Raw genomic sequence first — 24139 nt, 5'->3', positions numbered from 1 at the left:
TATCCAGGTTTATAATTGACCTGTAGCCATAAAAAGCTTTGGTGTAGTAAACACGCGTCAGGTACCAAGTTTCTTTGATCTGCTTTTTTGTTCTGCTATGTTAGTTTAGGGTAAATTCACTCATAATCGCAGTATGAACTTACTTCTCAACGGTAAGGTTCACGATCTTTCCAATTCTTGTATCAATTTCATTCATTTGATTTTTAATGATCTTTAATTCAGGATATGTTTCATCATATCCTTCCATTTCCAGTAAATTAACTAAACCTTGAATCGTTGCAACAGGTCTGCGAAACTCATGCGATTGCATATAAGCGAGATGCTCCAGCCGTGATCGCTGATTTAATGCAGTAAGTTGAAAACCTACTCTCGTGGAAATGTCACTTGAGTTATAAGAAACACCAATGATCTCGCCATCATTGTTCCGAGCTGGATCGTAGTTGAGCATAAACCACACCGAATCATCAGCAAAAGTCAATAAACGTTCGTGACGAATGCTTTCCCCTGCTAAAGCCCTGCTACAATGCTCAACAAAGTCAGCCATGTATGCTGCGTGAACAAATTGCTTCACATCCATTCCTACCTGCATATCAATGTTGTAAGCTTTTTTTATAAGGAGCTTGACAGCTTTGTTGAAACAAACTACTTTTAGGTCCCTGTCTAATAACAGATGGCTGCTGGCTACACTCTCAAAAAACGACCGCATCTTCAATTCTGTTTTCTTTGCTTCCACGTATTGAAGTTTCAGAAAGTGAAGATTACTCTCAAATTCAAGTAATTGAATCACCTGACTGGCCAGGTTTTTCAGCATTTCCATTTGTAGCTGGGTTAACTCACCTGGTTTTTGATCAATAACACATAAACTACCCAGCCGTTGTCCGTCATGTGTGGTCAATGGCGCTCCTGCATAGAAACGAATTCCTGCTTGCTTTTTTACCGCCGCATAATTTTTTAGCCTGATATCTACCTGAGCATCCGGGACCACCATAACAGCATCGCTTTCCAATACATAATGACAAAAAGATTCACTTCTTCCGGAGTTGGCGACAAATTTATTATCCGATAAAATAAATTCAGTCTCTTCACTAATTAATGTGATCATAGCACGAGGCATCCCGCAAATATCCGCAGCCAGTTGAGAGATCTCTTCAAATTCTTCCTGCTTATTGATTTGGATTTGCAAAAAACGGTGTACAGCTTCAAGGCGTTTCAGTTCTTCGTAAGGCATAACATGTAGGATCTATCAAATATATCGGCAACATCGTATTGGTAGATGTTACGCTGATCTGCTAAAAAATATTTTTTCTTTTTTGCGATAATTCATCAAATGCCTTCTCCAAAAAACTAAATTCTGTTATATGGGCCGGATAACCTTTTTGCTTGAGGCATGACATTGCTTCCATAACAGCATCAAGTGGTTGATGGAGTTCAGCTGATAAAATGCGATCGATCTGACGAAAAGACTCCATTTGATCGATCACTGTTTTTTTATGATGCATGGTTTGGGTAATGTCTGTAGCACTATAGGAAACACCGACAATAGCCCCGCTGGCATCCAGAGCCGGCTCATAGGTGAGATGCCAAGCCATTTTCCCTATAGGCGAATCTACTAAACTGTCGACGCTGACAATTTCTCCCAGCAATGCGCTTTGGCAGTTTTTTTTGAATTCATCTAAAAATTCAGTTTCTACATAATCGGTCATTGGCATGCCTTCTGCAAGTTCAATTTCATATACACTACGTAAAACGTTAACCATTGCTTTATTAAAAGAATGTACAGCCAATTCTTTATCCAGTAACAAATGGCATGAGCTTGAGCTTTCGAAGAATGAGCGGAGTTTGGTTTCTTCCATTATGGAAGATTCGTACTGATCTTTTAAAAGCTGAAGGCTGGCGTCAAATTCGAGCAATCGCATAACTTGTTTACCCAGCCGTAGCAGCATCTTTTCCTGAAGAGAAGACAAAACCTTTGGTTGAGTATCATAAACGCACAGTGTACCCATGTTATGTTCGTCCTGCGTAGTGAGCGTTGCTCCAGCATAAAAACGCAAACTGGGCTTATTGACTACAAAATGATTTTCTTTAACCCGCTCATCTGCCAGCGCATCAGTAATTACCAGCAAGTCTTTCTGTGAAATAGTATGTTGACAAAATGTATCCTGATAGGGCACTTTTTGAATTTCGGCACCCATTTTGAACCTTATATGCTGTGTTTCATCATCCATAAAGGTGATCATGGCTATAGGTGTTTCACAAATTTTAGCAGCCAGTTCTACTATCTGTTGCAATTCATCCTTGTTGGTAATCTTCATCTGCAAAAAACGGTTAACGGTAGCTAACCTATCGCGCTCTTTTTCGGACATATTTGCTTTGCTATAGTGATTTGTGCTGGTGAAAAAATTCTTTTGATGGCTTATATATACCCCAATAAGCGAATTTTATTGGCTACAGCTTGTATACGGATATTACCGGAAAAAAGTTGTTCTCTTCTAAAGCGAAGACTGCCATGAACGGGCAATGTTGTGAATGCATGATCTGCTCCAGCGTGTTTAATGATAATTACCTGCTCAGTAAGGTTTGGTTCCTTACCTGGACATTCCGGAACCCTTTACCATCCTGTTCCGTGCACACAGATCAATGAGTTGTGTATTGAATAATATTTTTTAATTTTAATCAGCTAATTAGCATGGTCAAAGTGTAACGGAATACTCTTAACGAGTTTCCGAAACGTTTTTATCAATGGCTCCGGAATATCCAACTGGTCCTTAAATGATTAATATTTTCTCTTAAACTATTAGATCGCTCCTATAATGTGTAAAATTCCGGGTAACAAACCAAGAGAGAAATAATACCCGAGAATAAAACTGCCCCCGTAAGACAAGCTTTACTAAATATCCGCTGGTATACGCATAGGTATAATTTCGGATAGGATGGTAAAAGCAGAGTGTTCGTTAAACGAATCAAACGATTACTTCCACCACTGGCGTTTCTCTTCGGCAATGGCAGCTTTACTGGCCGGGCGCAAATCACTGGGAATGGCATCCACAAAGCTTTTCCACCCATATTTTTCATATTGAGATGGAACGGCAATACCACCCTCATCGCTAAATTCGGAACCTGTAATGTCGTAATCTCCATAATGGAGCTTTTGTGTAGCCTTACTGCCATTGGCTTTATAAAGACCGGTGAAACTGTTGTTTGCATACCCATCCATACCAAAGTCCAAAGTATCATACAAAAGCTGGTTTTGTGAATTAATGCAGAAATCGGTAGTAAGTTCACCGGTTATTGTACTGCTTACAGATGTATTAGCTTCGGTTAGTACAACTTGGCCAACCAATTTTCCCCGCCGGTAGCCTTTGTAGGGTTCGGGTGCATAAGGGTTATTACCTGGCTTAAATATACCGGCTTGTTTTACGGTAATTGTTCCGGTAAAGGTGCGCACCTGGTTGCCTGTACGGGTCTTCCCCTCCACCTTGTAGAGGTAAGGGTTTGTTGCATCCTTAGTTACCGTAGTATAGTGTATATAAAAACGCTGGTTATTTTTCCCAAGAATACCGTATGGTTCAGGGAAAGGGTCAGTGCGCTTAAGGCTAATTAGCCGCAGCTTATCTGCATGCCAGAGTGAAGCCAGATTATAGCCCTTGATATTGGAATAAAAATTAGTAGTGCCTGCAGGCTGTGCTATAGCATTACTATTAAATAACAATGTGATACCCAACCAGTATAGCAGCGTGTATACCATGTTTAAATTACTTTTTTTCATTTTGGTTATTTTTTGTCTTTATAAATATCAAAATTTTCAAAAGGTACCCTACCAAAGTTTTTCACGGTGCTAACTTTTGTTTTTACTTCTTCGTGCGTTATTGCATAAAAACGTTCCCCTCCATCCTTAAATAAAAACCAATTCTTATCTAAGGCCGAGTATTTAAAAGTAACAATGCGAGTCCATCGCCACGCACTACCGCCGTAATGCTCTACCGAAAAATAACCATTTTTGATAGTGATTCCGGTAAATGGGTCGCCCATTTGCCCACCACAGTCAACACAGTAAACGGCGTTCTCACTTCGGCCAGCAAGCTTGTAGGTTTTATTGGGTTGGCAAATTAATATTAGTAAAGGCCGTTTTTCCGGATGGCTTATAACATCAGAGGTTTTTTCTTCCCCTTTTTTGTACAACACCATAATGGCATCAGGGTAGTTATCGCGGTTAAGGTCGCCTTTGGTAAGGTCAAGTACGTCATATCCTTTAAGAACAAAGCCTTTAAGATTTGCGGGTACGGTAACTACCAATTTGGGCGTTTGTGCCATTACTTTAGATAACGATAGCTGCAGGATTACTATGAAAGATAAATAAGGCCAAAATTTCATAAAATATACTATGATTTTGTGATTATAAACAACTGACACCGTGAATGTTTTGCCCGTATAGTCAATAACAGATAAACGTTAAGCAGCCAAAGTGCGCTAATACCCATATAAGACTCTCCTGTTATATTTTTAAGACCCTTATCCAAAACCTGCCGGAGCATATAACCGAACAAACACAGTTGTAGCTTTGAGTTTATTTTTAACACTGCCGAAAAGATACTTTTAACCCATTGGGTTACTAAATCTGCTTTTGGGTATTAACTAAAAAGCAGATTTAAGTAGTATTATGCATAATCGTCTTAAACCTTTGGTATCATTGCCATTTGTAGTTTGCCTCTTACTTTTAATAGTAAACGACTTTTTTTTAAAAGCAGCTTTTCATAACACGCTAACCGGCAAACTATCCGATCTATGCGGATTATTTATATTCCCTATTTTTTGGTCTGCATTATTCCCCCGGTATAAATTGTGGGTATTTATCTTAAGCGGAATACTTTTCATCTATTGGAAGAGCGAATACGCATCTACAGTTATTGAATTTGTGAGCGCATACTTTTTCAATATCCAGCGAACAGTTGATCTTTCTGACCTTGTTGCTTTACCTGTTTTATTTTTAGCCTGGTTGAGCCTAAATAAAGAGTGGAAAACCACCGATGCTAACAGGTTATTGCGGCATGCGGGCCCCTATTTCATAGCAGTTGTAACAGTTTTTTCGTTTTGTGCAACCAGCCAACCAAGATATGTTCAATCCTTTGATCAACCGCAATATGTACTTTTCAAAACTAATGTTGTGCCTGACTCTAATTCGTTTCAGGAAGACTTTAAATTTTACCATCTTGACTCATTGCTGGTAGTTAAGGTAAACCAACTGTATAGCTCAAAACAGGCCGCCAAAGATGACGATTATCAAAAAAACCTAGTGATTAGAAACCTTGACGAAGACGTTTTCAGTATTGTTCCAGGAATTAAATCCTTGATGACTGCCGGAAAAGTGACTTCTATAACCTTAAGAACGGCGCATGGGAACGATTTTTTACGATTTAACGGCGGACGTTTAGATGGTAAATTTGTCAGTAAAAAAGGTGAAAAAACAATTATTGAAGGATTTTACAAAAAGGGGATCGAAGATTCAATCTGGACGTTTGGGGACACGAGTAGTGCCTTGGTAACTAAAGTGAAATTTATCAATGGAGAGCGTACTCAAATTCAACAATTTAAAGACGATAAGCTTGTTTCATCTAATACCATTAATACCCGCACAGATACCATTAGAAACAAAGGTATCCAGATTGGAGTGTTGATATTGTGTATGATAAGCATGGTCTTCCTTTTAGTGAAAAACTATCTTAGCACTTTACACAAAAAGCTTCAAATTAAACTTGGGTTCAAGTGGTTGCTCTGCTTGGTTTTGCCTGTTGTTGTTTGGATTTTTCAGCTTATAATTACACTATTATTAGGCGATAACCATCACGATATATTTGAAATGGTCGCCATATTTTTCCTGCTTTATATTTCAACATGCCCACTGTTCTTTATTATTGTCTTCTTAATTAGATTGAGCAAGCAGATAGACATTATTTGGTATTGTTTGTCATTTGCACTTGCATTTAATGTTTGGAAAGCATACGGCGAATTTCTTATGCTTTCTATTTAATTCATAACTCAACAAGTATTAACTACACATCAGTAAACACCATAATTTTGACCGCATGAGTTAACTTACATTTGAGCGATAGTTGATGGAAGTGACTTTTAGCTACTGCCAATTTAATAGTCTTAAAACTTATGCTACCCTTAAAATTTAAACTAAAATATTAACCTATATGAAGCAATTACCATCTGCTACCTTTCTTTACCGGCAAATAACAGACACTATTAAACGCTTTCCTTTTGAATTTGCTTTTACGGTGGTTGGGACACTTGCGGCAGTTGGTCTTTCTAACATGTATTTGGATGGATACATCAGCAATAATTGGAATAGGCGTATATTAATGATGAGTGCCATTGGCTTACCGCTTAGCTTCGCTACCACGCTTTTTGTACAAAGCAAGGCATTTTCACTTTCCAAAAAGTTGTTGTTAAAAAGTTTCGCCGCCTTAATAGCCATAAGCCTTTTGTTTGCGCTCAGGCCAACCACACACCCTCAAGATACTGTTCATTTTGTATTGATATTTTTGGCTTCGCACCTGCTTGTTTCTTTTGCCGGGTTCACAGGTGCTAATAATACAATAGCATTTTGGGAGTTTAACCGGGCTCTATTAAGCCGCTTACTCTTGGGGATACTTTACAGCCTGGCTTTGGCCTTAGGTTTAACAGCTGCTTTCAGCGCTGTAAATTCGTTATTTGGGTTTGAGTTAGATTGGAGTAATCTTTATAAGATATGGATAGTAACTTTTGGCTTGTTCAATACAATGTTTGTTTTGGCTGGGTTTTCCAACTATACGCAGCTTGTACAAGCAGAGTTTGTATATCCAAAAGGATTAAAGTTTTTTATTCAATACGTCCTGGTCCCGCTGGCCATTATTTACCTGGTTATTTTATTGGCTTACGAGGCAAAAATTTTAGTGGAGTGGCAACTGCCAAAAGGCTCTGTATCTGCATTGATTTTGGGTTACGCCGGTGTGGGCCTGCTGTCACTGCTACTGATTTACCCTATTCGTAAACAGGAAGATAACGGATGGATTAAGGTTTACAGTAAATATTTTTACCTGTTTTTGCTTCCCTTAACCATCTTATTGGTTTTGGCAGTTACCACAAGGATAAATAGTTATGGCATTACCCAATACCGCTATTTTATAATTGCCCTTGCTATTTGGCTTACTTTTTTGATCGTATATTTTCTAATTTATAAAAAGGCGAACATCAAAGTCATTCCAATTTCTTTGTTTGTGGTAATTATGCTGGTTGTTTATGGTCCGTTGAGCGCAACGGCTATTAGTTTACGTTCTCAAAAGTCCGTGTTGTTAGATCTCTTTATTAAGGCAAAATCAGTACGCCATAATAAACTGCAACCTATTAATGAAAATAAAGTTAAACCTTTTGTAGCTGTACGTATGGCCAGTACACTAGTTTATATATCTAAACACTATGATTTTGATGCTATGCAGTCGCTGTTAAATGTTAACCTAAAGCATATAAACGACTCGTTAAGAAAGGATTACAACATGAATAGCAATTACGATATGGCCGACAATGATAGCTTTAACTGGACACGGTCTGCGTGGCTACAAAGCTATTTACGTTTGGGTGGCTATGAGTACCGGCAGAATTACACGCAAGACGAATTAGAAGATAGCATTCTTGCCAATTATTATATCAATGCTAAAGAAGGCATATCCTTAATAAAAGGGTACGATTATATGATGGTTAAAGATCCTTATACCGACTCTTTAAAAAATGATACCGTGGCGGGATATGTAGTTAAGCAGCATGATGATTTTGATCAGAATTACATGATACTCAATATTGGTACTACCCAATTTAAATTTTCTGCTAAAGATCTTGCAACACAACTGGCAAAGCAAACCGAAATTATGAAAGCATACGAGGATACAAACACACCACAAGGCTTAGATAAAAAATATGCAGTTCCGCAAAAAATGCTTAGGCTAACCCAGCAAAAAGCAAACTTTGAGGTAACAGTACAATTTCAGGAAATGAGTTTTGATTATTCGCAAAAGGAGGGAGTGAGAATTGGTTCAGTTAAAGCCTATTATTTTATTAAGTTCAGGTAACCTTAAAACTTAGTTTTATAATAACTATTGAACCGTAGCAACCCCTTCAAAATTATATGTATGTGTATCTAATTAGTTGTTTATAAGGAAATGTCTAAATCGGCTGTTCTCGTTATGTTCCCTTAAAATAAGATCTAATCTGGATAATAAGTTATGTAAAAAGGCAGATTTATGAAGGTATGCCGAGATATCATTTTTATAGCGTTTACATAACAATCTTTGGCGCGCGTAAACTGGCGCCTGCTTTTAACATTTCGCGTGTTATGGCGCGGGTATAATTTTGTATTTCCTGCTGAAATTCAGTCACCGATGCACCAGAACGTATCTCTTCTAAGCGCTTTTCCCAATTGCCTGTTAGTTCTGCCTGTGCTATTTGCTGCTCTTTAACAACACCGTAAACAGACAAGCCCGTTTCGGTAGGTATCAGATTCTTTTTCTCACGCTTAATGTAGTCGCGTTTAATTAGTGTTTCAATAATGGAAGCACGTGTGGCCGGCGTTCCTAAGCCACTGTCTTTCATGGCATAGCGTAGTTCTTCATCATCAATTTCTTTACCCGCAGTTTCCAACGCTTTTAATAAAGATGCTTCGTTGTAAAAGGGTTTAGGCTTAGTTTGCTTCTCTAAGATTGCCTTGTTGGTTATCGGTAAATCCTCTCCTTTCTTAACTTTAGGTAACGAGGTATTCTCTTCATCTTTTTTCTCTTCGTCAACCTCGTTAAACACCGCCCGCCAACCGGCTGAGCTAATAACCGTACCACTTGCTGTAAACTTAGCGCCAGACTGTACCACTATTTTTGTAATTTCCTTTACGCATTCCTGGTGAAAAGCCTCCAGCATACGGCCAACTACCATATCGTAAACGGCCTGCTGATCGGGCGTTAGCTGGTACGCTTTTTCGCCTGTGGGCAAAATAGCATGGTGATCGGTTACCTTTTTTGCATTTACACTGCGCTTGTTCAATTTAGCACTCAATAAAAAAGTTGCCTGCTTACCAAAGTCGGCATGGCCGGTAAATTTTTCGATCAAGGTTGGCACACCGGCAAATACATCATCGCCGATGTAACGACTGCCGGTACGAGGATAGGTTACCAATTTGCTTTCATAAAGGTTTTGCAGCAAGGAAAGCGTTTGATCGGCTGTAAAGCCCTTGCGCTTATTAGCTTCTTGTTGCAGGCTGCTCAGGTCGTGCAAAAGCGGCGGTGGTTCTTTGCGCGGCTTTGCTTCTACGCTAAAAATATGACCTCCATTAGCAAAGCCTCCGGTCACATCTTCTACCCTATCCAGTATGATCTGTGCATCTTCCTTGGATTTGAAACTTTCGGCAGATATAGCCCGGAAAAGTTGTCCGTCTTTATCTAATTGTATGGCTACCTGGAAATAAATTTGCGGTACAAAGTTCTTGTTTTCAAGGTAGCGGGAACAGATCATGGCCAGTGTAGGTGTTTGCACCCGCCCTAAAGAAAGCACCGAACGAGTGCCCGATGACAGGCTAAGCGCTTGTGTAGCATTCATGCCCACCAGCCAATCAGATTGTGAACGGCAATGGGCAGAGTTAAAAAGTGTATCGTAATCGGTTCCGGGCTTTAAGTTTTTAAAGCCATCTTTTATTGCGGCATCGGTTTGCGAAGATATCCATAGACGCTTAAAAGGCTTTTTACATTTAAGGTAGTAATAAATGTATCTGAATATAAGCTCACCTTCGCGCCCGGCATCGGTAGCCACTATAATTTCAGTTGCCTCATCAAAAAGAGACTTTATCGTATCCAACTGCTTTTTCACCGAGGGATCATCTACCATCCCCTCTTTACTCTTTACTTTACGGATAGAGAGTTTAAACTTAGCAGGCAGCATAGGTAGGTTTTGAACGCTCCAGCCGTAATAACCATATTCTTGCGGGGGAGCCAGTTGCAACAAGTGACCGAAAGCCCAGGTAAATGTATAACCTTTACCCTCTATATAACCGTCTTTCTTAACTGTAGCTCCAAATACTCTTGCAATTTCGCGTGCTACTGATGGTTTTTCTGCTATAATCACTTTCATACTCAAATACTAAGCAGTTGAAATAATACTGTGGTAGTGCCAGTTACTTTGTTGAAGGAGGACTAAAAGTTAGCTATACACAGTATCTGTTCCATAATATCAGTCTAAAACTAAGTAAAGGCTTGTATTGCTGCAATGGTTAATCAAAATGAGTTGACCAACTTGTTCATTACTACCTTAATAATTTAACGCAGGTGTTACCTCATCAAGAAACGCTCAAATTGTAAACTGTCGCCTTTGAACACATTAAAATCAACGGCATGATTTATCCCATTTACTTTCCCTGTTTCTGAATGCTGCCAAAACCACCAGTTGGTATTTGCGCCTGCTTTAAGCTCTTCACGGTTATAGTGGGCAATCCAAAGGGGATAATCGTCATAATAGCCTTCCAAATAATCTTTATAAAAACTTAAACCGGTATAAATAATGGGCTTTACATGTGTTTTAGTTTGCACATGGTTTAAAAAATTGTGCAACTGGTTGCGCATAGCTGCTGGCGCCACGCCGTCCAAACGCTCAATATCTACCACGGCGGGCAAATCGCCGCTTTCGATCTTAACATTTTGCAGGAAGAAGCGAGCCTGCCATAGGCCATTTTTTTTCGGCCTGAAAAAATGGTAAGCGCCGCAACGGATACCTACTTTCGGTGCTTCGCGCCAGTTACGCTTAAAGTACGGATCAACAGTAAGCAAACCCTCTGTTGCTTTAATGAAAGCGAAGGTGATGTGTATATGATCTTCTTTCATGGCTTTTACTTTGGGCCAGTTTATTTTACCCTGCGCGTAAGAAACATCAATGCCATGTATATGGTAACGTGTGGGTATACGTATGCCAAAACTTTGATAAGTACGGTAATGCGACGATGACCCTAAATCGCTAACCCAGCGCCAGGATGAAGCAAAGAATTTAAGTATATAGCCATAGTAGAAAGGCGATAATAAAATGAGCAATACAGTGATAGCAATAACTTTCCACCGAAAAACGTTAGCCCCAATATTTTTAACAGCCTTATTGTTTTTTGAAATTTTAGATTTAGCCGAAGGTTTTGAAGTAGCCACTTCTCTTTTTTTGAGCAATTGTCCGGGTGATGTCTTACGTGGTGGCACATGTAAAAATACAGTTATTTAGAAATAATGAGCTTAAATTAATAGGCATCACATTGGATGGTGATGAAGCTATATTTTAAAAGATAGGCTATATAAAGGAAAAAGTTCCTATTAAAGGAACTTTTGTTAACTATCTTATCCGCTTAACTCTATTAAAAAATGGAATCTATATTAACCTAAAGCCTGGTTAACCAGGCTTTAGGTTAGCGACTTATCTGTTTGAGGTATTGTCTAACTGGGGTCGGTTGGTAGCAGTGGCTGCGGTGACTGTAATATCTCCTCGTGAGCCAATAGTGTAAATCTTACCACCAACAAATGCAACAGAACTGGTACCGTTGCGCGATATTACATTGACGGTAGGTGCCGATGGATACCGGGCAAACAACTCATAGGTACCAACAGGCACGGGCACAAAGCCCGAAGCGCCTTTGTAAGCTACATTTTCTGCTACCAATACATCAACACCTGTTGCTGCTAAGGTGTTATGCGCGTATAAACTCAAATTTGACGTGGCATTAGGAACGGTGTTTACAAACCGGACATAAGCTACATTGTAATCAACCGCCGGCAACTTATCTTCTATTAAAAAAGCATCTGATTTCTTGTTGGTGTACAAGCCACATAAATAAAGGGTGTAGATTTTGTTAGCCTCAACAATTCCGTTTAAAGATGTTATTGAAAGATCAGGATCTGCTGTTGCTGTTGACGGTAACCTGGCTTCAAAATTATAGGAGCCTGCTTTTAATACACTATAATTTGATGCCGGGTAAACACCCCCTGAATTAACTCCGCTTGTACTTTCTGTACCGGTAGCACTCAAGGCAGCAGAAACCTTAGTTCCGCTTGCATAAAAATTTACGGAAGGCGCGTTTACACCAAAATTAAAATATTTGATTTGGGGGCTACCGGCTTCAATATTTTGATCAATAACCTGTACACCATTTTTTTTACACGAATATAAAAGTGTTGTTAGCAGCAACGCTACTAACACTATTTGTAGTTTTTTCATTTAATTAAGATTAAAGCTCACTTCTGGGTAATCCACATTTCTTTGGTATGATAGTCACGCTCTAAAGCACCTATCTTCTGCAATGATGGTATATTCCATACGTATTCTGATGCGTAACGAGGCCTGATACGATAGGCAGGCTTTCCACTATTATCTGCGTATAAGGTAGTAGGAAATACATAGCCTAAAAATACCTGGTTACCTGTAACAGGATCAGGCTCTGTGTAATGATATCTGCGCAGGTCCATCCAGGTTTCAATAAAGCCCCAGCCCCAAAGTGCAATATACTTTTGACACATAATTTGCGAAAGGGTCAAATTAGCCGCAGTTGGTAATATGTTTGGTGAAGCCAGGTAAGCTGCTTTCTCTGCTGGTGTAATTTGCGTGGGCGTGCCGCCAATATCTGCGTTGGTTGCGTTAACATAGTCTATGTGTGCCGATACCGCTTTGGTATAGGCGTCTAAGGCTGTTGCCCTGTCCCCTTTTTTATAGGCCGCTTCGGCTTTTATAAATTGCAATTCGGCATAGGTCATGATCGGGTACCTGCTTTTATCGTCAAACAGATATTTAGTGGGCGAGCCAACCACGGGTATGGCGGCATAACCTGCCAGGTTTAAGGGTTGCTGCGCGGTAGCAATACCCGTTATACCACTTCCGGTAACCAACCCCCTGTAAGTACCGTCGGGCGAAGGGGAAAGCATCCGCTTCTTGCGAGGATCATCCACACCACCAAATTGTGTCCCGTCCATTAATGCTGTTATAAATGCTGTTTGGCGGTAAGAGGTATAGTTATCGCGCGTTGGACCAATAAAATTACGGTCATCATTTGATACACCGGTATATTTAACAGCAGCGTCATCAGCACTATTCGCAAATGATTTGTTAACCGCATCAATCACCGCATCAGCATTGTACACAGATGTTTTATTACTATAATGATTGAGGTTAATGGCCAGCAGTCCATAAGCAAACTTCAACCACTTTGATCTGTCACCCTTGTATACAATATCTGTTTTACCTAAAAATGCTGCATCAACAGCGCCATCGGTACGCTGAAGGTTTGCTATAGCCAAATTTAATAAGCGACGTACTTCGTCATAAGCAAATTCTTGTGTATCATAATTGAATGATGTTTTGGTGGGATCTGGCGTAAAAGCTTCCTTAATAATAATCTCACCATGTATATCGGTTAAATTCTGCCAATCCCAAGCCTTGATTACCTGCGCTACACCCAATAGGTCCCAGCGCTGCTCTGCTTCGGCTTTTTTGGTCATATCTAATAGGTTTTGGCCATGGTCAACATAAACGGTGCGCCAAAGCATACCGCCATTGTCAGACGGAGGCAAATCGTAGCCTTGCAGATCCCAAGTCAAATTACTCGAACTCGTTAGTGTGAAGTTTTGTATATAACGGCTTATTTGACGGCCGTCGTAAACAGGGCCTGTTGCCATCCAGCTTAAAATGGGCGACAAATACAGATTTGCTGTTACTGATGTAGGTGCATTGGGGTTGGTATTAACATCCAGGTATTTTTTACAACCGCTTGCCGAAATAAGGCATATGGCTATTAATATATATATCTTTTTCATTATGTTATTTTTATAAGCTTACTCTGATACCGAAATTTAAACCCAAAGGAATTGGGAAGTTACCATAATCAATACCTACTGCACCCGAACCACCCACAGCGGCTGTATTGCCATTTACTACGGGGTCGAGGCCGGTATAATTTGTGATCAGGAACAGGTCTGTTGCAGTTACAAACACGCTGGCTGTTTTAACAAATTTTTGCCTTTTAATGAGCCTGGTCGGTAAGGCATAGTTCAAAGTAACATCTCTTAACCTTATCCAATTAATGTTTTTTTCGATAAACAGTTCCTCGCTCATATTAGTGTAGTAGCCGTTTTGATAGTATGGGGTAACAGCGATATTATTTACTGTTGGGTTAGCGCTGTTTTCTTTACCATCTTGTAGTACACCACCAATAATGCGCGATTGCAGGCGATCTTCAGTCAGGGTACTTAAACCTACGGTAGTTAAGAAATGCTGAGTGGCATTTAATACATCTCCACCTTTTCTAATGTCGAGCAGGAAGTTTAATGACCATGCTTTGTAACTAAATGTATTAGTTAAACCTATGCTAAATTTCGGATTACGGTCGTATCCGTTATTGGTGTACAAAGTAGAACGAACGGGTAAACCAGTACCGGGGTTAATTAAGAGCTGCCCGTTATTATTGCGCAAATAGAACTGCCCGGTTATACCACGTGTGGAATTGCCAACGATGTTACCGGTACGTATGTTAGCATACAAATTAGCATCAGAAACATATGATTCGGGTATACCGTTAGGTAAAGATTTTACGATAGTTCGGTTTGCCGCAAAATTGGCAAGAATGTTCCAGTTAAAGTTTTCACTCTTGATAGGATCTCCACGCAAGGTAATTTCTAAACCCTTACTAAGCGTTGCAGCACCATTCAAGTTAAATAATACAAACCCTGTTGCATAACTGCCACGTATGTCGTTTACAATTTGATCGGTAGTTGTTTTCCGGTATACCGTTAAGTCTAATCCTAATCTATCATTTAAAAAGCTAAGTTCGGTACCTAACTCAAACGCCTTTGCAAACTCTGGCCGTAAGTTTGGATTTGGACCGGTAAGGCCATAGCCATATCCTCCGCCAACCGTTGTTTTGCTTTCCAAAGAAGATTCATAAGCGTAGGGCCTGGCATCTTTACCAACAGCTGCGTAAGCCGCACGAAGTTTACCTGATGTAAAAAACTTTTTTAGAGCAGGAACAGCATCGGTAAATACGAAACTACCCGAAACACCCGGATAATAGAAAGAATACCGCTCAATTGGTATAGTTGATGTCCGGTCGTTTCTCAATGTCCCGGTTATGTATAAATAATCTTTGTAATTTAAGGATGCCTGACTAAAAAAGCTTGCCAACCGACGCTGCGTAATCGTAGTTTTATTACCCCTGCTTGTACTAAGCGTGTTATTTAATGATACAAAGTTAGGGTCGTAGAAATTTTCACCGAAACCGGCATCAATGGTCGATTTCAGGTCTTGCATAGAATAGCCGACAAAACCGCTTATGGAAAGATCTTTAGCTAATTTTTGAGTGGTTAAACTCAGGATGTTTTGCAGGTTAAAATTGCGGGTATTATCATTAGCTACATCTATAGTTCCGCCTCTTGAATATCCCGCACGACTTTCGGGGTGCCTAACCAGCACTAAATGGTTACTATAGGCATCTATACCTACATTGGTTTTTAAACTAAGCCATTTAACCGGCGTAATAATTAAAGCCAGGTTACTGAAGATACGGTTGTTTTTAGTGTTATTGATGTTTTTGTTGATGCTGAAGTATGGGTTGTCAACCTCGGTAGCCACAAGTCCCGGAGCTAAGGCCAGGTATCGCCTGGTTCCTGACGGGGTTAAAAAGTTTTGAGCATCATCCGTTTGAGGCCAGTCGAGCAAACCAATTAACGGTCCTATGTTTCCTTTTAAAGGCTGGTCGTTATTGGCATATTCATAGTTCATGCTCAAATCGGCCTTCATCCATTTGTTTAAAGTAGCCTGCGTAGCACCAGTAACATTAATACGATCGTATAGTGAACCCGGAACAACACCGTTTTGGTTGGTATAAGAAGTGGAAATCCGGTATGTAGCCTTATCGCTACCGCCCGAAAGAGCCAGGTTGTGTTTTTGCGTGAAGCCGGTTTGAAAGAAATTACCAACATTGTCATAAAACTTAGTATCGGCCGGATATTGAGGACCAAAATATTCATACGCGCCAGATAGCGATGAAATAGTATTGCCCACACCATTGGTACCTAAGCCAAAAGTGTTTTGAATTTCGGGTTTTGTGCGTAGCTTTTCGAGCCTGAAACTATTGCTGTAATCAATTCTTCCCTCTCCCGGTTTACCCCTTTTTGTGGTAATTACAATGGCACCGTTGGCGGCATCAATACCATACAAAGCCGAAGCTTCAGGACCTTTCAACACCACCAAACTTTCTATATCCTCGGGATTAATGTCAGATGCACGGTTGGTGAAATCTACACCACGGTTACTAAAAGCTGTAGTTGCACTATTGTCAGACACTAATGCTGTGGTGTTTAATGTTTTATTATCGATAGGTAAGCCATCAACCACAAACAACGGTGAGTTACTGCCGCTTATAGAACTAACGCCACGTATGGTAATGGAGGTAGAAGCTCCCGGAACACCGGAAGAACTATTAACTTCCACCCCTGCTACCCTGCCTTGTAAGGAATTAATGAAGTTTTCACGCTGGGTGCCGGCTATATCTGCACCTTTAACCGTTTGCTGCGAGGTACCTAACGACCGTTTTTGGGTGGTACGGCCTAATGCTGTAACCACAACCTCGTTTAAGCTCTTTGCATCTGTGCTTAATTGAACGTTGATAACAGCAGAGGTGCCCACAGTTTGATCCTGCGTTAGGTAACCTACGAATGAAAAGGTAATTACCTGGTTAGGGCTGGCTGTAATTCGGTAACCCCCATCAATACTTGTTTGAGTACCTCCGGCAGCACCTTTAATTTTAACGGTGACACCCGGTAAAGGAAGTCCGTCGTCGGCAGCGGTTACCTTTCCTGTAATAGTTTGACTTTGGGCTTCAACATGTGTAAGCCCAATATACAAGAGAAATAAAAAAATCGGTAAAAGTTTCTTCATACATGAATGGTTAATATATTTCGGACGTGTTATAAAAAAGCGCTTTGAATGATTATTGTTGATTTCGCTTTTAATTTTAAGATTAATGGTAAATTTTTAAGTTAATATTCTATTTTAAATTTGGTGAACCCTTATAATAAGAGATGAGATATATTACTGATTGTGTTAATATTAACTAAATATACTATTAGCTGTTCATAGCTATTAATTGAGTTAAATTATTAAAAAAAATTAAATTCTGTCGAGCAATTTGCCTATGAAGTTGCTTATTTTTAATTAAAAATACAAACAATGCCTATTTTCGTACAAAAAAGTTACGTTAAAAGAATTATAACAATTGGTAATGCTTCGATAATACAAACTTAACTTCATTAAAAATATAGCATTCCAACATTCGCTTATAGGCATAGCTTTAAGATAAAGTTTTAACAGACCTGTAGAATACCGCTTTATTATGCACCGTAAAAAATTTATCGCTTCGTTTATACCGTTAACAATTGCCGCATCATCAATTAAAAGCAAGTCGTCGCTTAGTTACAATAAGAAGATAAAATTACCACCTTACCTTAAAACAGGCGACTGCATAGGTATTACCTGCCCGGCAGGCTATATCTCTGCCGATGCCATAAGGCCTGCCGTTGAATTAATGGAAAGCTGGGGCTTTAACATTGAGATCGGAAAAACTGTAGGCAAAAGACACTTTACTTTAGGCGGTACTGACGAAGAACGGACGGCCGACTTGCAATATATGCTTGATGCACCTCATATAAAAGCCATAATGTGTGCACGAGGTGGGTACGGTGTGGTACGTATAATAGATCAATTGAATTTTGACGGATTAATGCAACACACTAAATGGGTAATTGGATTTAGCGACATTACAGTTTTACATAACCATATACACAGCAATTGTAATTTAGCTACAATACACAGTAAAATGTGCAATAGTTTTCCTGTTAATTGGTCGTTAGCCGAACCTATACAAGCAGACAACATTTTATCTATTAAGCAAGCCCTGGTGGGTGATAGTATGATTTACAAAACCTTACCCTCCAGCTTTAATCGCTTGGGTACAGTTACAGCACCATTAATAGGTGGAAACCTGAGTTTGCTTGCCAGTTTAACCGGGAGTAAATCAGACATTAACACAAAGGGTAAGATACTTTTTATAGAAGATACCGGTGAATACCTCTATAACATTGACCGTATGATGTATAACCTCTTGCGGAGCAAAAAATTGGAAGGTTTAGCAGGGCTTATTGTTGGTGGTTTTAAATTAAAAGCCGACGATGCTGACGAAGAGTTTGGAGGTACCTTGCAAAGCGTTGTCATGGAAAAAGTCAAAAACTTTGATTTTCCTGTCTGCTTTGAATTTCCTGTGGGCCATCAGAAAAATAATTTTGCACTAAAATGTGGCGTTGTTCACACATTGCAAGTATCTGAAAATGGCGCTATTTTGCAATCAAAATTGTAATGTAAATAATGTGGAACATCAGAATCGAAAGCAAACTTATTATAAAGGAAACTTTATAGGCTTTTCTTTGCATAAAATAAGTTTGAATACCTGAGAGATTTATTAATGTGAAGCACTGTTTGATTGCATAAAAATATTTCCGACGTAGTGCTTTTACCAGCTGAAAAGCCGATATAAAAGGAGTATTTTAAACCGACAAACCCCCATAAGCGGCAATACCTTTTACATAAAGACGATATATTTAAGTATACCTGCTTTATCGTAAAAGGAGCTGCCAATACTTTCGCTATAGACGAAAAAGGATTTCAAAAAATCATGCACTTTAAGGCGTTTTTCTAAAAAAAATAGCCTTTAAATACATGCTTTACCTTATCTTCAAGCTTTTAAATCAAGAGTCATATAATGATAAATCGCCGCAAGTTTTTGCTGAAAAGTACCATAGGTACATCTGGAATATTATTGGGTGTTAATGCACTTGGAAAAACCATTGAACTTAAATCCGCTTCAAATTATCCAATTGTTATTTCTACTTGGGATTTCGGAATTCCGGCTAACCAGGCGGCCTGGAAAGTGCTTTCTAAAGGTGGCAGGGCATTGGATGCGGTAGAAGCCGGTGTACGAATTCCTGAAGCAGACCCTAAAAACCATAGCGTTGGAGCCTCGGGTTACCCCGATCGCGACGGTCATGTAACCCTTGATGCCTGTATTATGGACGAGAAGGGTAATTGCGGAGGGGTAGCCGCTATGGAATATATTGATCACCCCATATCGGTAGCACGTATGGTTATGGAAAAAACACCACATGTGCTGCTTGTTGGCGAAGGTGCTACCCAATTTGCGCTTGAGAATGGGTTCAAAAAGAAACAACTGCTTAATGATGAATCAAAGAAAGCGTGGCAGGAATGGCTAAAAACCTCAAAGTATCAGCCTGAAATCAATGTTGAGAATAAGTATTACACGCCTCAAAAACTTCCAGGCAATCAGTATAATCACGATACCATTGGCATGCTGGCGCTTGATGCAGCAGGAAATATATCTGGCGCTTGTACTACGAGCGGTATGGCCTTTAAGTTACATGGCCGCGTTGGCGACAGCCCCATTATAGGTGCCGGTCTTTTTGTTGATAATGAAGTGGGCGGTGCAACTTCAACAGGTGTAGGCGAAGAAGTTATAAGAAATGTAGGCAGCTTTTTGGTGGTTGAGTTAATGCGACAAGGTTACACACCCGAAAACGCGTGTAAAGAAGCCGTTAACCGTATCATTAAAAAGAACCCAGAAAAAGCAAAAAACCTGCAAGTAGGCTTTTTAGCGCTGAATAAAAAAGGCGAGTATGGTGCTTATGCCATACAAAAAGGATTTTCTTACGCTGTTTGTAATTCAGAAAAACAGGACACTTTAATTAAAGGACAAAGCATCTATTAAAACTAACAAATGATACGCCTTGAAATATGCGCTAATTCATTAACCTCAGCGTTGACGGCCAAGGCCCCCCGTCCTAAAAACTTTAGGCAACTTATTTAACTTACCGGTTCAAAAGAATACCACAGCTAAGCGCACTTTTAATAACCAAATACTTTTAGAGATGTAAAAGCGGGCACAGAAGAGGAGGAACTTAAAACTGACAATACAGACTCTAATATTGTAAAAGAGTTAATTAGCATTACAGAAAGTATATGTTAACCCAGAAAGACAAAGAGCCCATTATTTAACGGCCTCTTGTCTTTCAATCTATTGAGCTATGGTAAAAGATTTAGTAAGTTTAGTACTGGCCGAATTGTCGCCTACATGCAATTGATAGATACCAGGATACAAGCGCCACTTATGGCTTTTCATATCCCACTTTTGCAGTTCTTTGACTGGTATTGTTAAGTTTACTGTTTGCTGTTGCCCTTGCGATACCGTAATCCGCTTAAAGGCTTTTAACTCTTTAACCGGCATCCGTTCTAAGTTTGGGTACTGTATATAGGCTTGTACAACTTCATCGGCATCAATTTTACCGGTGTTATTAACAGTAACAGAAAAAGTTAGGCTATCTTTTAACACATATTTTTGCTTTGGCACATCTTTCCAGTCATAGTTAAATGTGGTATAACTTAGGCCGAAGCCGAAAGGATACTGTACCGCCCCTTTGAAATAACGGTAAGTTCTACCCTTCATGGCATAGCTATCATAAGCAGGCAGGTCGGTTTCATTTTTATAAAAAGTAAGAGGTAAGTGGCCCGAAGGCGATACTTTGCCAAAAACCAGATCGGCAAGTGCGTTACCACCTTGCTCACCGGGGTACCATGCTAATATAATGGCATCGGCATAGGGCTCTATAGCTGCAATGTCAACATCACTTCCTGCTGTAACCACTGCAATTATGGGCTTGTTGGGCACACCCTTTCTTAGGGCTCTCATAAAGGCGATATTACCTACGGGTAAACTGAGGTTGGCTTTATCGCCACCAGTAGCCGATAAAAATGCATCTCCAGCCTCACCCTCCAACACGGGTGATAAGCCAATTACAGCAACGGTTACATCGCTGTTACCAGCTGCCCAAATACCACCAAAATGGGTGGTATCGGTATAATTGCTCCCCAAGTCATATTCTACCCGGGTATCCAAACCTACTGCAGCGGTAATGCCTTCCACAAAATCAACCATTTTACTGCTAACGCCGTGATAGCTACCTACTAATGCATCAAGCGATGCCGCGTTTGTTCCTAAAACTGTTATACTGCTATAGTTACTCTTTTTGAGTGGTAAAACATTGTCTTTGTTTTTTAGCAACACCATGCTCTGTTGTGCAACTTTACGGGCCAGCGCAATGTGCGATGAATTACTTATGCTATCGGCTCCGTAATAAGCGTATTTACTGCTTTTAGGATCATCAAAAAAGCCAAGCTTAAATTCGGTTCTTAAAATTTTGGATAAAGCATTATCCACTTCTTTTTCCGTTATTAAACCTTGTTTTATGGCTTTAATAACTTGGTTTTGCAATATAGATGAGCAATCGAGACTAATACCAGCTTTAATGGCGGCGGCGGCTACTTCAACACCATTTTTCATGGTTTTATGCCTTAGGTAAATGTCATCAAGTGCGCCACAATCGGTAACCACATGCCCTTTAAAGCCCCATTCTTTTAAAAGAATATTCTTAAGATAAGAATCACTGGTCGAATTTGGCTCCCCATTTACCCTGTTATAAGCCGTCATTACCGACTCAACATGATTATCTACTAATGCTTTAAAAGCATACAGGTAAGTATCACGCAGGTCCTTTTCATCTACTAAGGCGTTAAATTCATCGCGGGTTGCTTCGGGGCCACTATGTGCCACAAAATGCTTTGCGGTTGCAGCTGTTTTTAGATGCAACAGATCGTTACCCTGCATTCCCTTTACATAATTTATGCCCATGCGCGATGTAAGAAATGGATCCTCCCCATAAGTTTCTTGCCCCCTGCCCCAGCGCGGATCGCGAAATATATTGATGTTAGGCGACCAGAACGTTAAACCCATGTATTGCAAATGTCGGTCTTGCTGTATGGCCAAGTTATATTTGGCGCGTGCTTCTGTAGATATGACATCGCCCACCTGTTGTATTAAATCTTCATTAAAAGTTGCTGCCATACCTATAGCCTGCGGAAAAATAGTGGCTTCGCCGGCGCGCGCAACGCCATGTAAACCCTCGTTCCACCAATTGTAAGCCGGTATACCCAAACGGTCGACTGCCTTACTCCGGTAACCCAGTAAAGATGCTTTTTCTTCCAGCGTTAAAGTGCTTATCAGCGATTTTACCCGGGTATCTAAAGGTTGCCGCGCATCTTTGTAAACAGGCAGAGTTTGTGCATAACTAAAACAACTAATTGCCGTGAACGCAAACGCACCAATGGCCTTTAAAGTGATTTTTTTTGCAGGAAATAAAAGTATCATAAGTATGCATTGAGGTTTGCAGTACTCCTATGGTTAATACAACTAAAGGAGAAGTAACGTGATGATAGAATTGAAAGCTAAATTACTATTTCAAAAATTAGCTTACAGGTAATTAAATTAAAAAGCCAGTCTGTGGTTACAGACTGGCTTTTTAGATCATGAAAAAACTACTTTACATCCCAAAATATTTTGGTGGTGCGTGTGTCTTTAGATTTAACAGCGCCGTAGTTCGTATTGAATCCCGTTTCAACACTTGGATAAATCAACCTGGTTGGAGGTAAAGGGAAATTTGAGTTTTGCGCGACAAAAGTTAGCTGCGGATACTTGGTGCGGCGGTATTCAGACCAAGCTTGGTCGGCCTGTAGTAAACCGAAATTCAACCATTTCTGAATCCATATTTTAGCCAGTTTATCGGTCGACGTTCCTGTATAAGCAACAGTTGGTGCCGCCAAAAAGGTATTTACATCAGCAGCCGATGGTGCACTTACTTTTACACCGCTTGGCGAAATGCTATTCAGGTAATAATAAAATGATACTGATTGAGCAACAGCAGTGTTGTAAGCTGTAGCAGCAGATGCACTTGAACCCCAGCGCTCAAACGCCTCGGCCTTTAAAAAGTTAACCTCCGGAGCAGTAATTACAATACCCGGCAGTTTAGAGTTATTCAAGAATGTTGTTGAATCGATGATGGCAAATTTTGTACGCTCGGTGGTTTGTTGCTCTGCAGTAAACGTTATAGGCATTGCCTTATATGTTGGGTTAGGCGTAAATTTGCCTCCGGCAGTTTGACCATATTTATCGAATATGACTGGTATGCGCGGATCATTAGCCGGTGCCATTACAGTATTTAGCATGTAATCGGGCGCAGAGTAACTGTTAATTTCAGTTAATGCACTTAACGGTGTATTGGTATAGTTAGTTAACGGCTGTAACAAAACATCATTACTTGCAGGTGAGTAACTCGCACTTCCTCCACCATCTATTAATGGATATTCTGCGCTATTGTTTAGCATGGTTGTTACTGCGGTGCGTGATGTAGCTTCATCTACAAATGAAGTACGCATGAGCATACGCAAACGAATAGAGTTAGCATATCTTCTCCATTTATCCGTGCTGCCGGTCAACAAAATATCCTGCTTACTAAAAGATGCGGATACATTAGCAGGTAAGCTTGCAGTTTTAAAAAATGTTGCTGCATCATTTAATCCTGCTATAAAAGTAGTGTATAACGTTTTGGCATCGTCAAACTTAGGGTCTTTAATAGCGTTGTTTGTTTCAAGGCTTCCAGCTTCAGTAAACGGAATATCGCCCCAGGCATCAATCATTTTTGAAGCTTGGTCATACAAGAATATTTTTGCTGCCTGCATAAATACTTGTTGGTTTGCCTGCTCGGCGGCGGGTAATGCATTAAACGTTTTTTCCATTGTTCTGTAAATAGCCATGGGCCCACTGCCATTACCAGCCGGATAATAAAAATCTGACCAGTAATTACCGGTATAATTATCATTTTGCTGGTAAACGGTATTGCCAATATCGAAAGTAGCCGTTTGTGAATATACTGCTGCGTGCGGCATTAAATACGTACGCTGATTCCAATAGGCAGGTCTAACCCTGTCGCTGTTTAACATTGCGGTAAACAATGTAGACAAACTGGTTTGTGAAGTTAATTCCGGATTATTGAATTGCTTTTCGAGGCTTTTTTTGCATGAGCTGAATGTTACAAACAGCACAAGTAGCAAGCTTATGTTTATAAATACTTTTTTCATCATTATAAATATTTGA

15 protein-coding genes are annotated in these 24139 nt (G+C 39.9%); 4 read left to right on the top strand and 11 right to left on the bottom strand.

The window, feature by feature from the left end:
- Positions 1-139: 139 nt before the first annotated feature.
- The 4 genes from IEV61_RS14810 to IEV61_RS14795 all read right to left on the bottom strand — a co-directional run bounded on the left by IEV61_RS14810 (position 140) and on the right by IEV61_RS14795 (position 4371).
- Complete coding sequence (locus IEV61_RS14810; protein ID WP_188417810.1) at positions 140-1228, bottom strand: GAF domain-containing protein; 1089 nt, start codon at positions 1226-1228, stop codon at positions 140-142.
- Between the two features lie 61 nt (positions 1229-1289).
- Positions 1290-2363: a GAF domain-containing protein gene (locus IEV61_RS14805; RefSeq protein WP_188417809.1), complete on the bottom strand. Its 1074-nt coding sequence runs from the start codon at positions 2361-2363 to the stop codon at positions 1290-1292.
- A 605-nt stretch (positions 2364-2968) separates the two neighbouring features.
- A complete protein-coding gene (locus tag IEV61_RS14800) occupies positions 2969-3766 on the bottom strand; it encodes a hypothetical protein (protein ID WP_188417808.1) in 798 nt (265 codons plus the stop codon).
- Between the two features lie 5 nt (positions 3767-3771).
- Positions 3772-4371, bottom strand: a complete 600-nt coding sequence (locus tag IEV61_RS14795) for a hypothetical protein (protein ID WP_188417807.1) — start codon at positions 4369-4371, stop codon at positions 3772-3774.
- A gap of 316 nt (positions 4372-4687) precedes the next feature.
- Between IEV61_RS14795 and IEV61_RS14790 the strand changes: the two genes are divergently transcribed.
- Positions 4688-6025 carry a hypothetical protein gene (locus IEV61_RS14790; RefSeq protein WP_229747162.1) on the top strand — a complete coding sequence of 446 codons (1338 nt, stop codon included), beginning with the start codon at positions 4688-4690 and terminating at the stop codon, positions 6023-6025.
- 169 nt (positions 6026-6194) lie between these two features.
- Entirely contained in the window at positions 6195-8105 is a 1911-nt protein-coding gene (locus IEV61_RS14785) for a DUF4153 domain-containing protein (protein ID WP_188417805.1), read from the top strand.
- 205 nt (positions 8106-8310) lie between these two features.
- On the opposite strand, the gene IEV61_RS14780 is transcribed toward IEV61_RS14785, so the two are convergent.
- From IEV61_RS14780 to IEV61_RS14760, 5 genes are all read right to left on the bottom strand, one after another.
- Complete coding sequence (locus IEV61_RS14780; protein ID WP_188417804.1) at positions 8311-10146, bottom strand: DNA topoisomerase 3; 1836 nt, start codon at positions 10144-10146, stop codon at positions 8311-8313.
- 197 nt (positions 10147-10343) lie between these two features.
- Complete coding sequence (locus tag IEV61_RS14775) at positions 10344-11252, bottom strand: glycoside hydrolase family 25 protein (RefSeq protein ID WP_188417803.1); 909 nt, start codon at positions 11250-11252, stop codon at positions 10344-10346.
- A 211-nt stretch (positions 11253-11463) separates the two neighbouring features.
- Positions 11464-12261 (bottom strand): DUF4397 domain-containing protein, encoded by a 798-nt coding sequence (locus tag IEV61_RS14770; RefSeq protein WP_188417802.1) that lies wholly within the window; start codon positions 12259-12261, stop codon positions 11464-11466.
- 17 nt (positions 12262-12278) lie between these two features.
- Positions 12279-13850: a SusD/RagB family nutrient-binding outer membrane lipoprotein gene (locus tag IEV61_RS14765; RefSeq protein WP_188417801.1), complete on the bottom strand. Its 1572-nt coding sequence runs from the start codon at positions 13848-13850 to the stop codon at positions 12279-12281.
- A 10-nt stretch (positions 13851-13860) separates the two neighbouring features.
- Entirely contained in the window at positions 13861-16968 is a 3108-nt protein-coding gene (locus IEV61_RS14760) for a SusC/RagA family TonB-linked outer membrane protein (RefSeq protein WP_229747161.1), read from the bottom strand.
- 454 nt (positions 16969-17422) lie between these two features.
- Here IEV61_RS14760 and IEV61_RS14755 point away from each other — a divergent pair, with 454 nt between their 5' ends.
- Positions 17423-18442, top strand: coding sequence for a S66 peptidase family protein (locus tag IEV61_RS14755; RefSeq protein WP_188417800.1), 1020 nt, complete (start codon positions 17423-17425; stop codon positions 18440-18442).
- A 402-nt stretch (positions 18443-18844) separates the two neighbouring features.
- Positions 18845-19864 carry a glycosylasparaginase gene (locus tag IEV61_RS14750; protein WP_188417799.1) on the top strand — a complete coding sequence of 340 codons (1020 nt, stop codon included), beginning with the start codon at positions 18845-18847 and terminating at the stop codon, positions 19862-19864.
- 306 nt (positions 19865-20170) lie between these two features.
- On the opposite strand, the gene IEV61_RS14745 is transcribed toward IEV61_RS14750, so the two are convergent.
- Together IEV61_RS14745 and IEV61_RS14740 are read right to left on the bottom strand one after the other, a co-directional pair.
- On the bottom strand, positions 20171-22357 hold the full coding sequence (locus tag IEV61_RS14745; RefSeq protein ID WP_188417798.1) for a glycoside hydrolase family 3 N-terminal domain-containing protein: 2187 nt from the start codon (positions 22355-22357) through the stop codon (positions 20171-20173).
- 167 nt (positions 22358-22524) lie between these two features.
- Complete coding sequence (locus tag IEV61_RS14740) at positions 22525-24126, bottom strand: SusD/RagB family nutrient-binding outer membrane lipoprotein (protein WP_229747160.1); 1602 nt, start codon at positions 24124-24126, stop codon at positions 22525-22527.
- Positions 24127-24139: the final 13 nt, after the last annotated feature.

It is taken from the genome of Mucilaginibacter galii, from assembly GCF_014635825.1.
In the GTDB taxonomy this organism is placed as follows: domain Bacteria; phylum Bacteroidota; class Bacteroidia; order Sphingobacteriales; family Sphingobacteriaceae; genus Mucilaginibacter; species Mucilaginibacter galii.
Note: the sequence above shows the minus strand (reverse complement) of the source record. Positions and strands in the feature narration are given on the sequence as shown.

Coding starts and splice junctions, on each gene's coding strand:
- IEV61_RS14810 (WP_188417810.1), bottom strand. CDS start 1,228: ATGCCTTACGAAGAACTGAAACGCCTTGAAGCTGTACACCGTTTTTTG.
- IEV61_RS14805 (WP_188417809.1), bottom strand. CDS start 2,363: ATGTCCGAAAAAGAGCGCGATAGGTTAGCTACCGTTAACCGTTTTTTG.
- IEV61_RS14800 (WP_188417808.1), bottom strand. CDS start 3,766: ATGAAAAAAAGTAATTTAAACATGGTATACACGCTGCTATACTGGTTG.
- IEV61_RS14795 (WP_188417807.1), bottom strand. CDS start 4,371: ATGAAATTTTGGCCTTATTTATCTTTCATAGTAATCCTGCAGCTATCG.
- IEV61_RS14785 (WP_188417805.1), top strand. CDS start 6,195: ATGAAGCAATTACCATCTGCTACCTTTCTTTACCGGCAAATAACAGAC.
- IEV61_RS14780 (WP_188417804.1), bottom strand. CDS start 10,146: ATGAAAGTGATTATAGCAGAAAAACCATCAGTAGCACGCGAAATTGCA.
- IEV61_RS14770 (WP_188417802.1), bottom strand. CDS start 12,261: ATGAAAAAACTACAAATAGTGTTAGTAGCGTTGCTGCTAACAACACTT.
- IEV61_RS14765 (WP_188417801.1), bottom strand. CDS start 13,850: ATGAAAAAGATATATATATTAATAGCCATATGCCTTATTTCGGCAAGC.
- IEV61_RS14760 (WP_229747161.1), bottom strand. CDS start 16,968: ATGAAGAAACTTTTACCGATTTTTTTATTTCTCTTGTATATTGGGCTT.
- IEV61_RS14755 (WP_188417800.1), top strand. CDS start 17,423: ATGCACCGTAAAAAATTTATCGCTTCGTTTATACCGTTAACAATTGCC.
- IEV61_RS14750 (WP_188417799.1), top strand. CDS start 18,845: ATGATAAATCGCCGCAAGTTTTTGCTGAAAAGTACCATAGGTACATCT.
- IEV61_RS14745 (WP_188417798.1), bottom strand. CDS start 22,357: ATGATACTTTTATTTCCTGCAAAAAAAATCACTTTAAAGGCCATTGGT.
- IEV61_RS14740 (WP_229747160.1), bottom strand. CDS start 24,126: ATGATGAAAAAAGTATTTATAAACATAAGCTTGCTACTTGTGCTGTTT.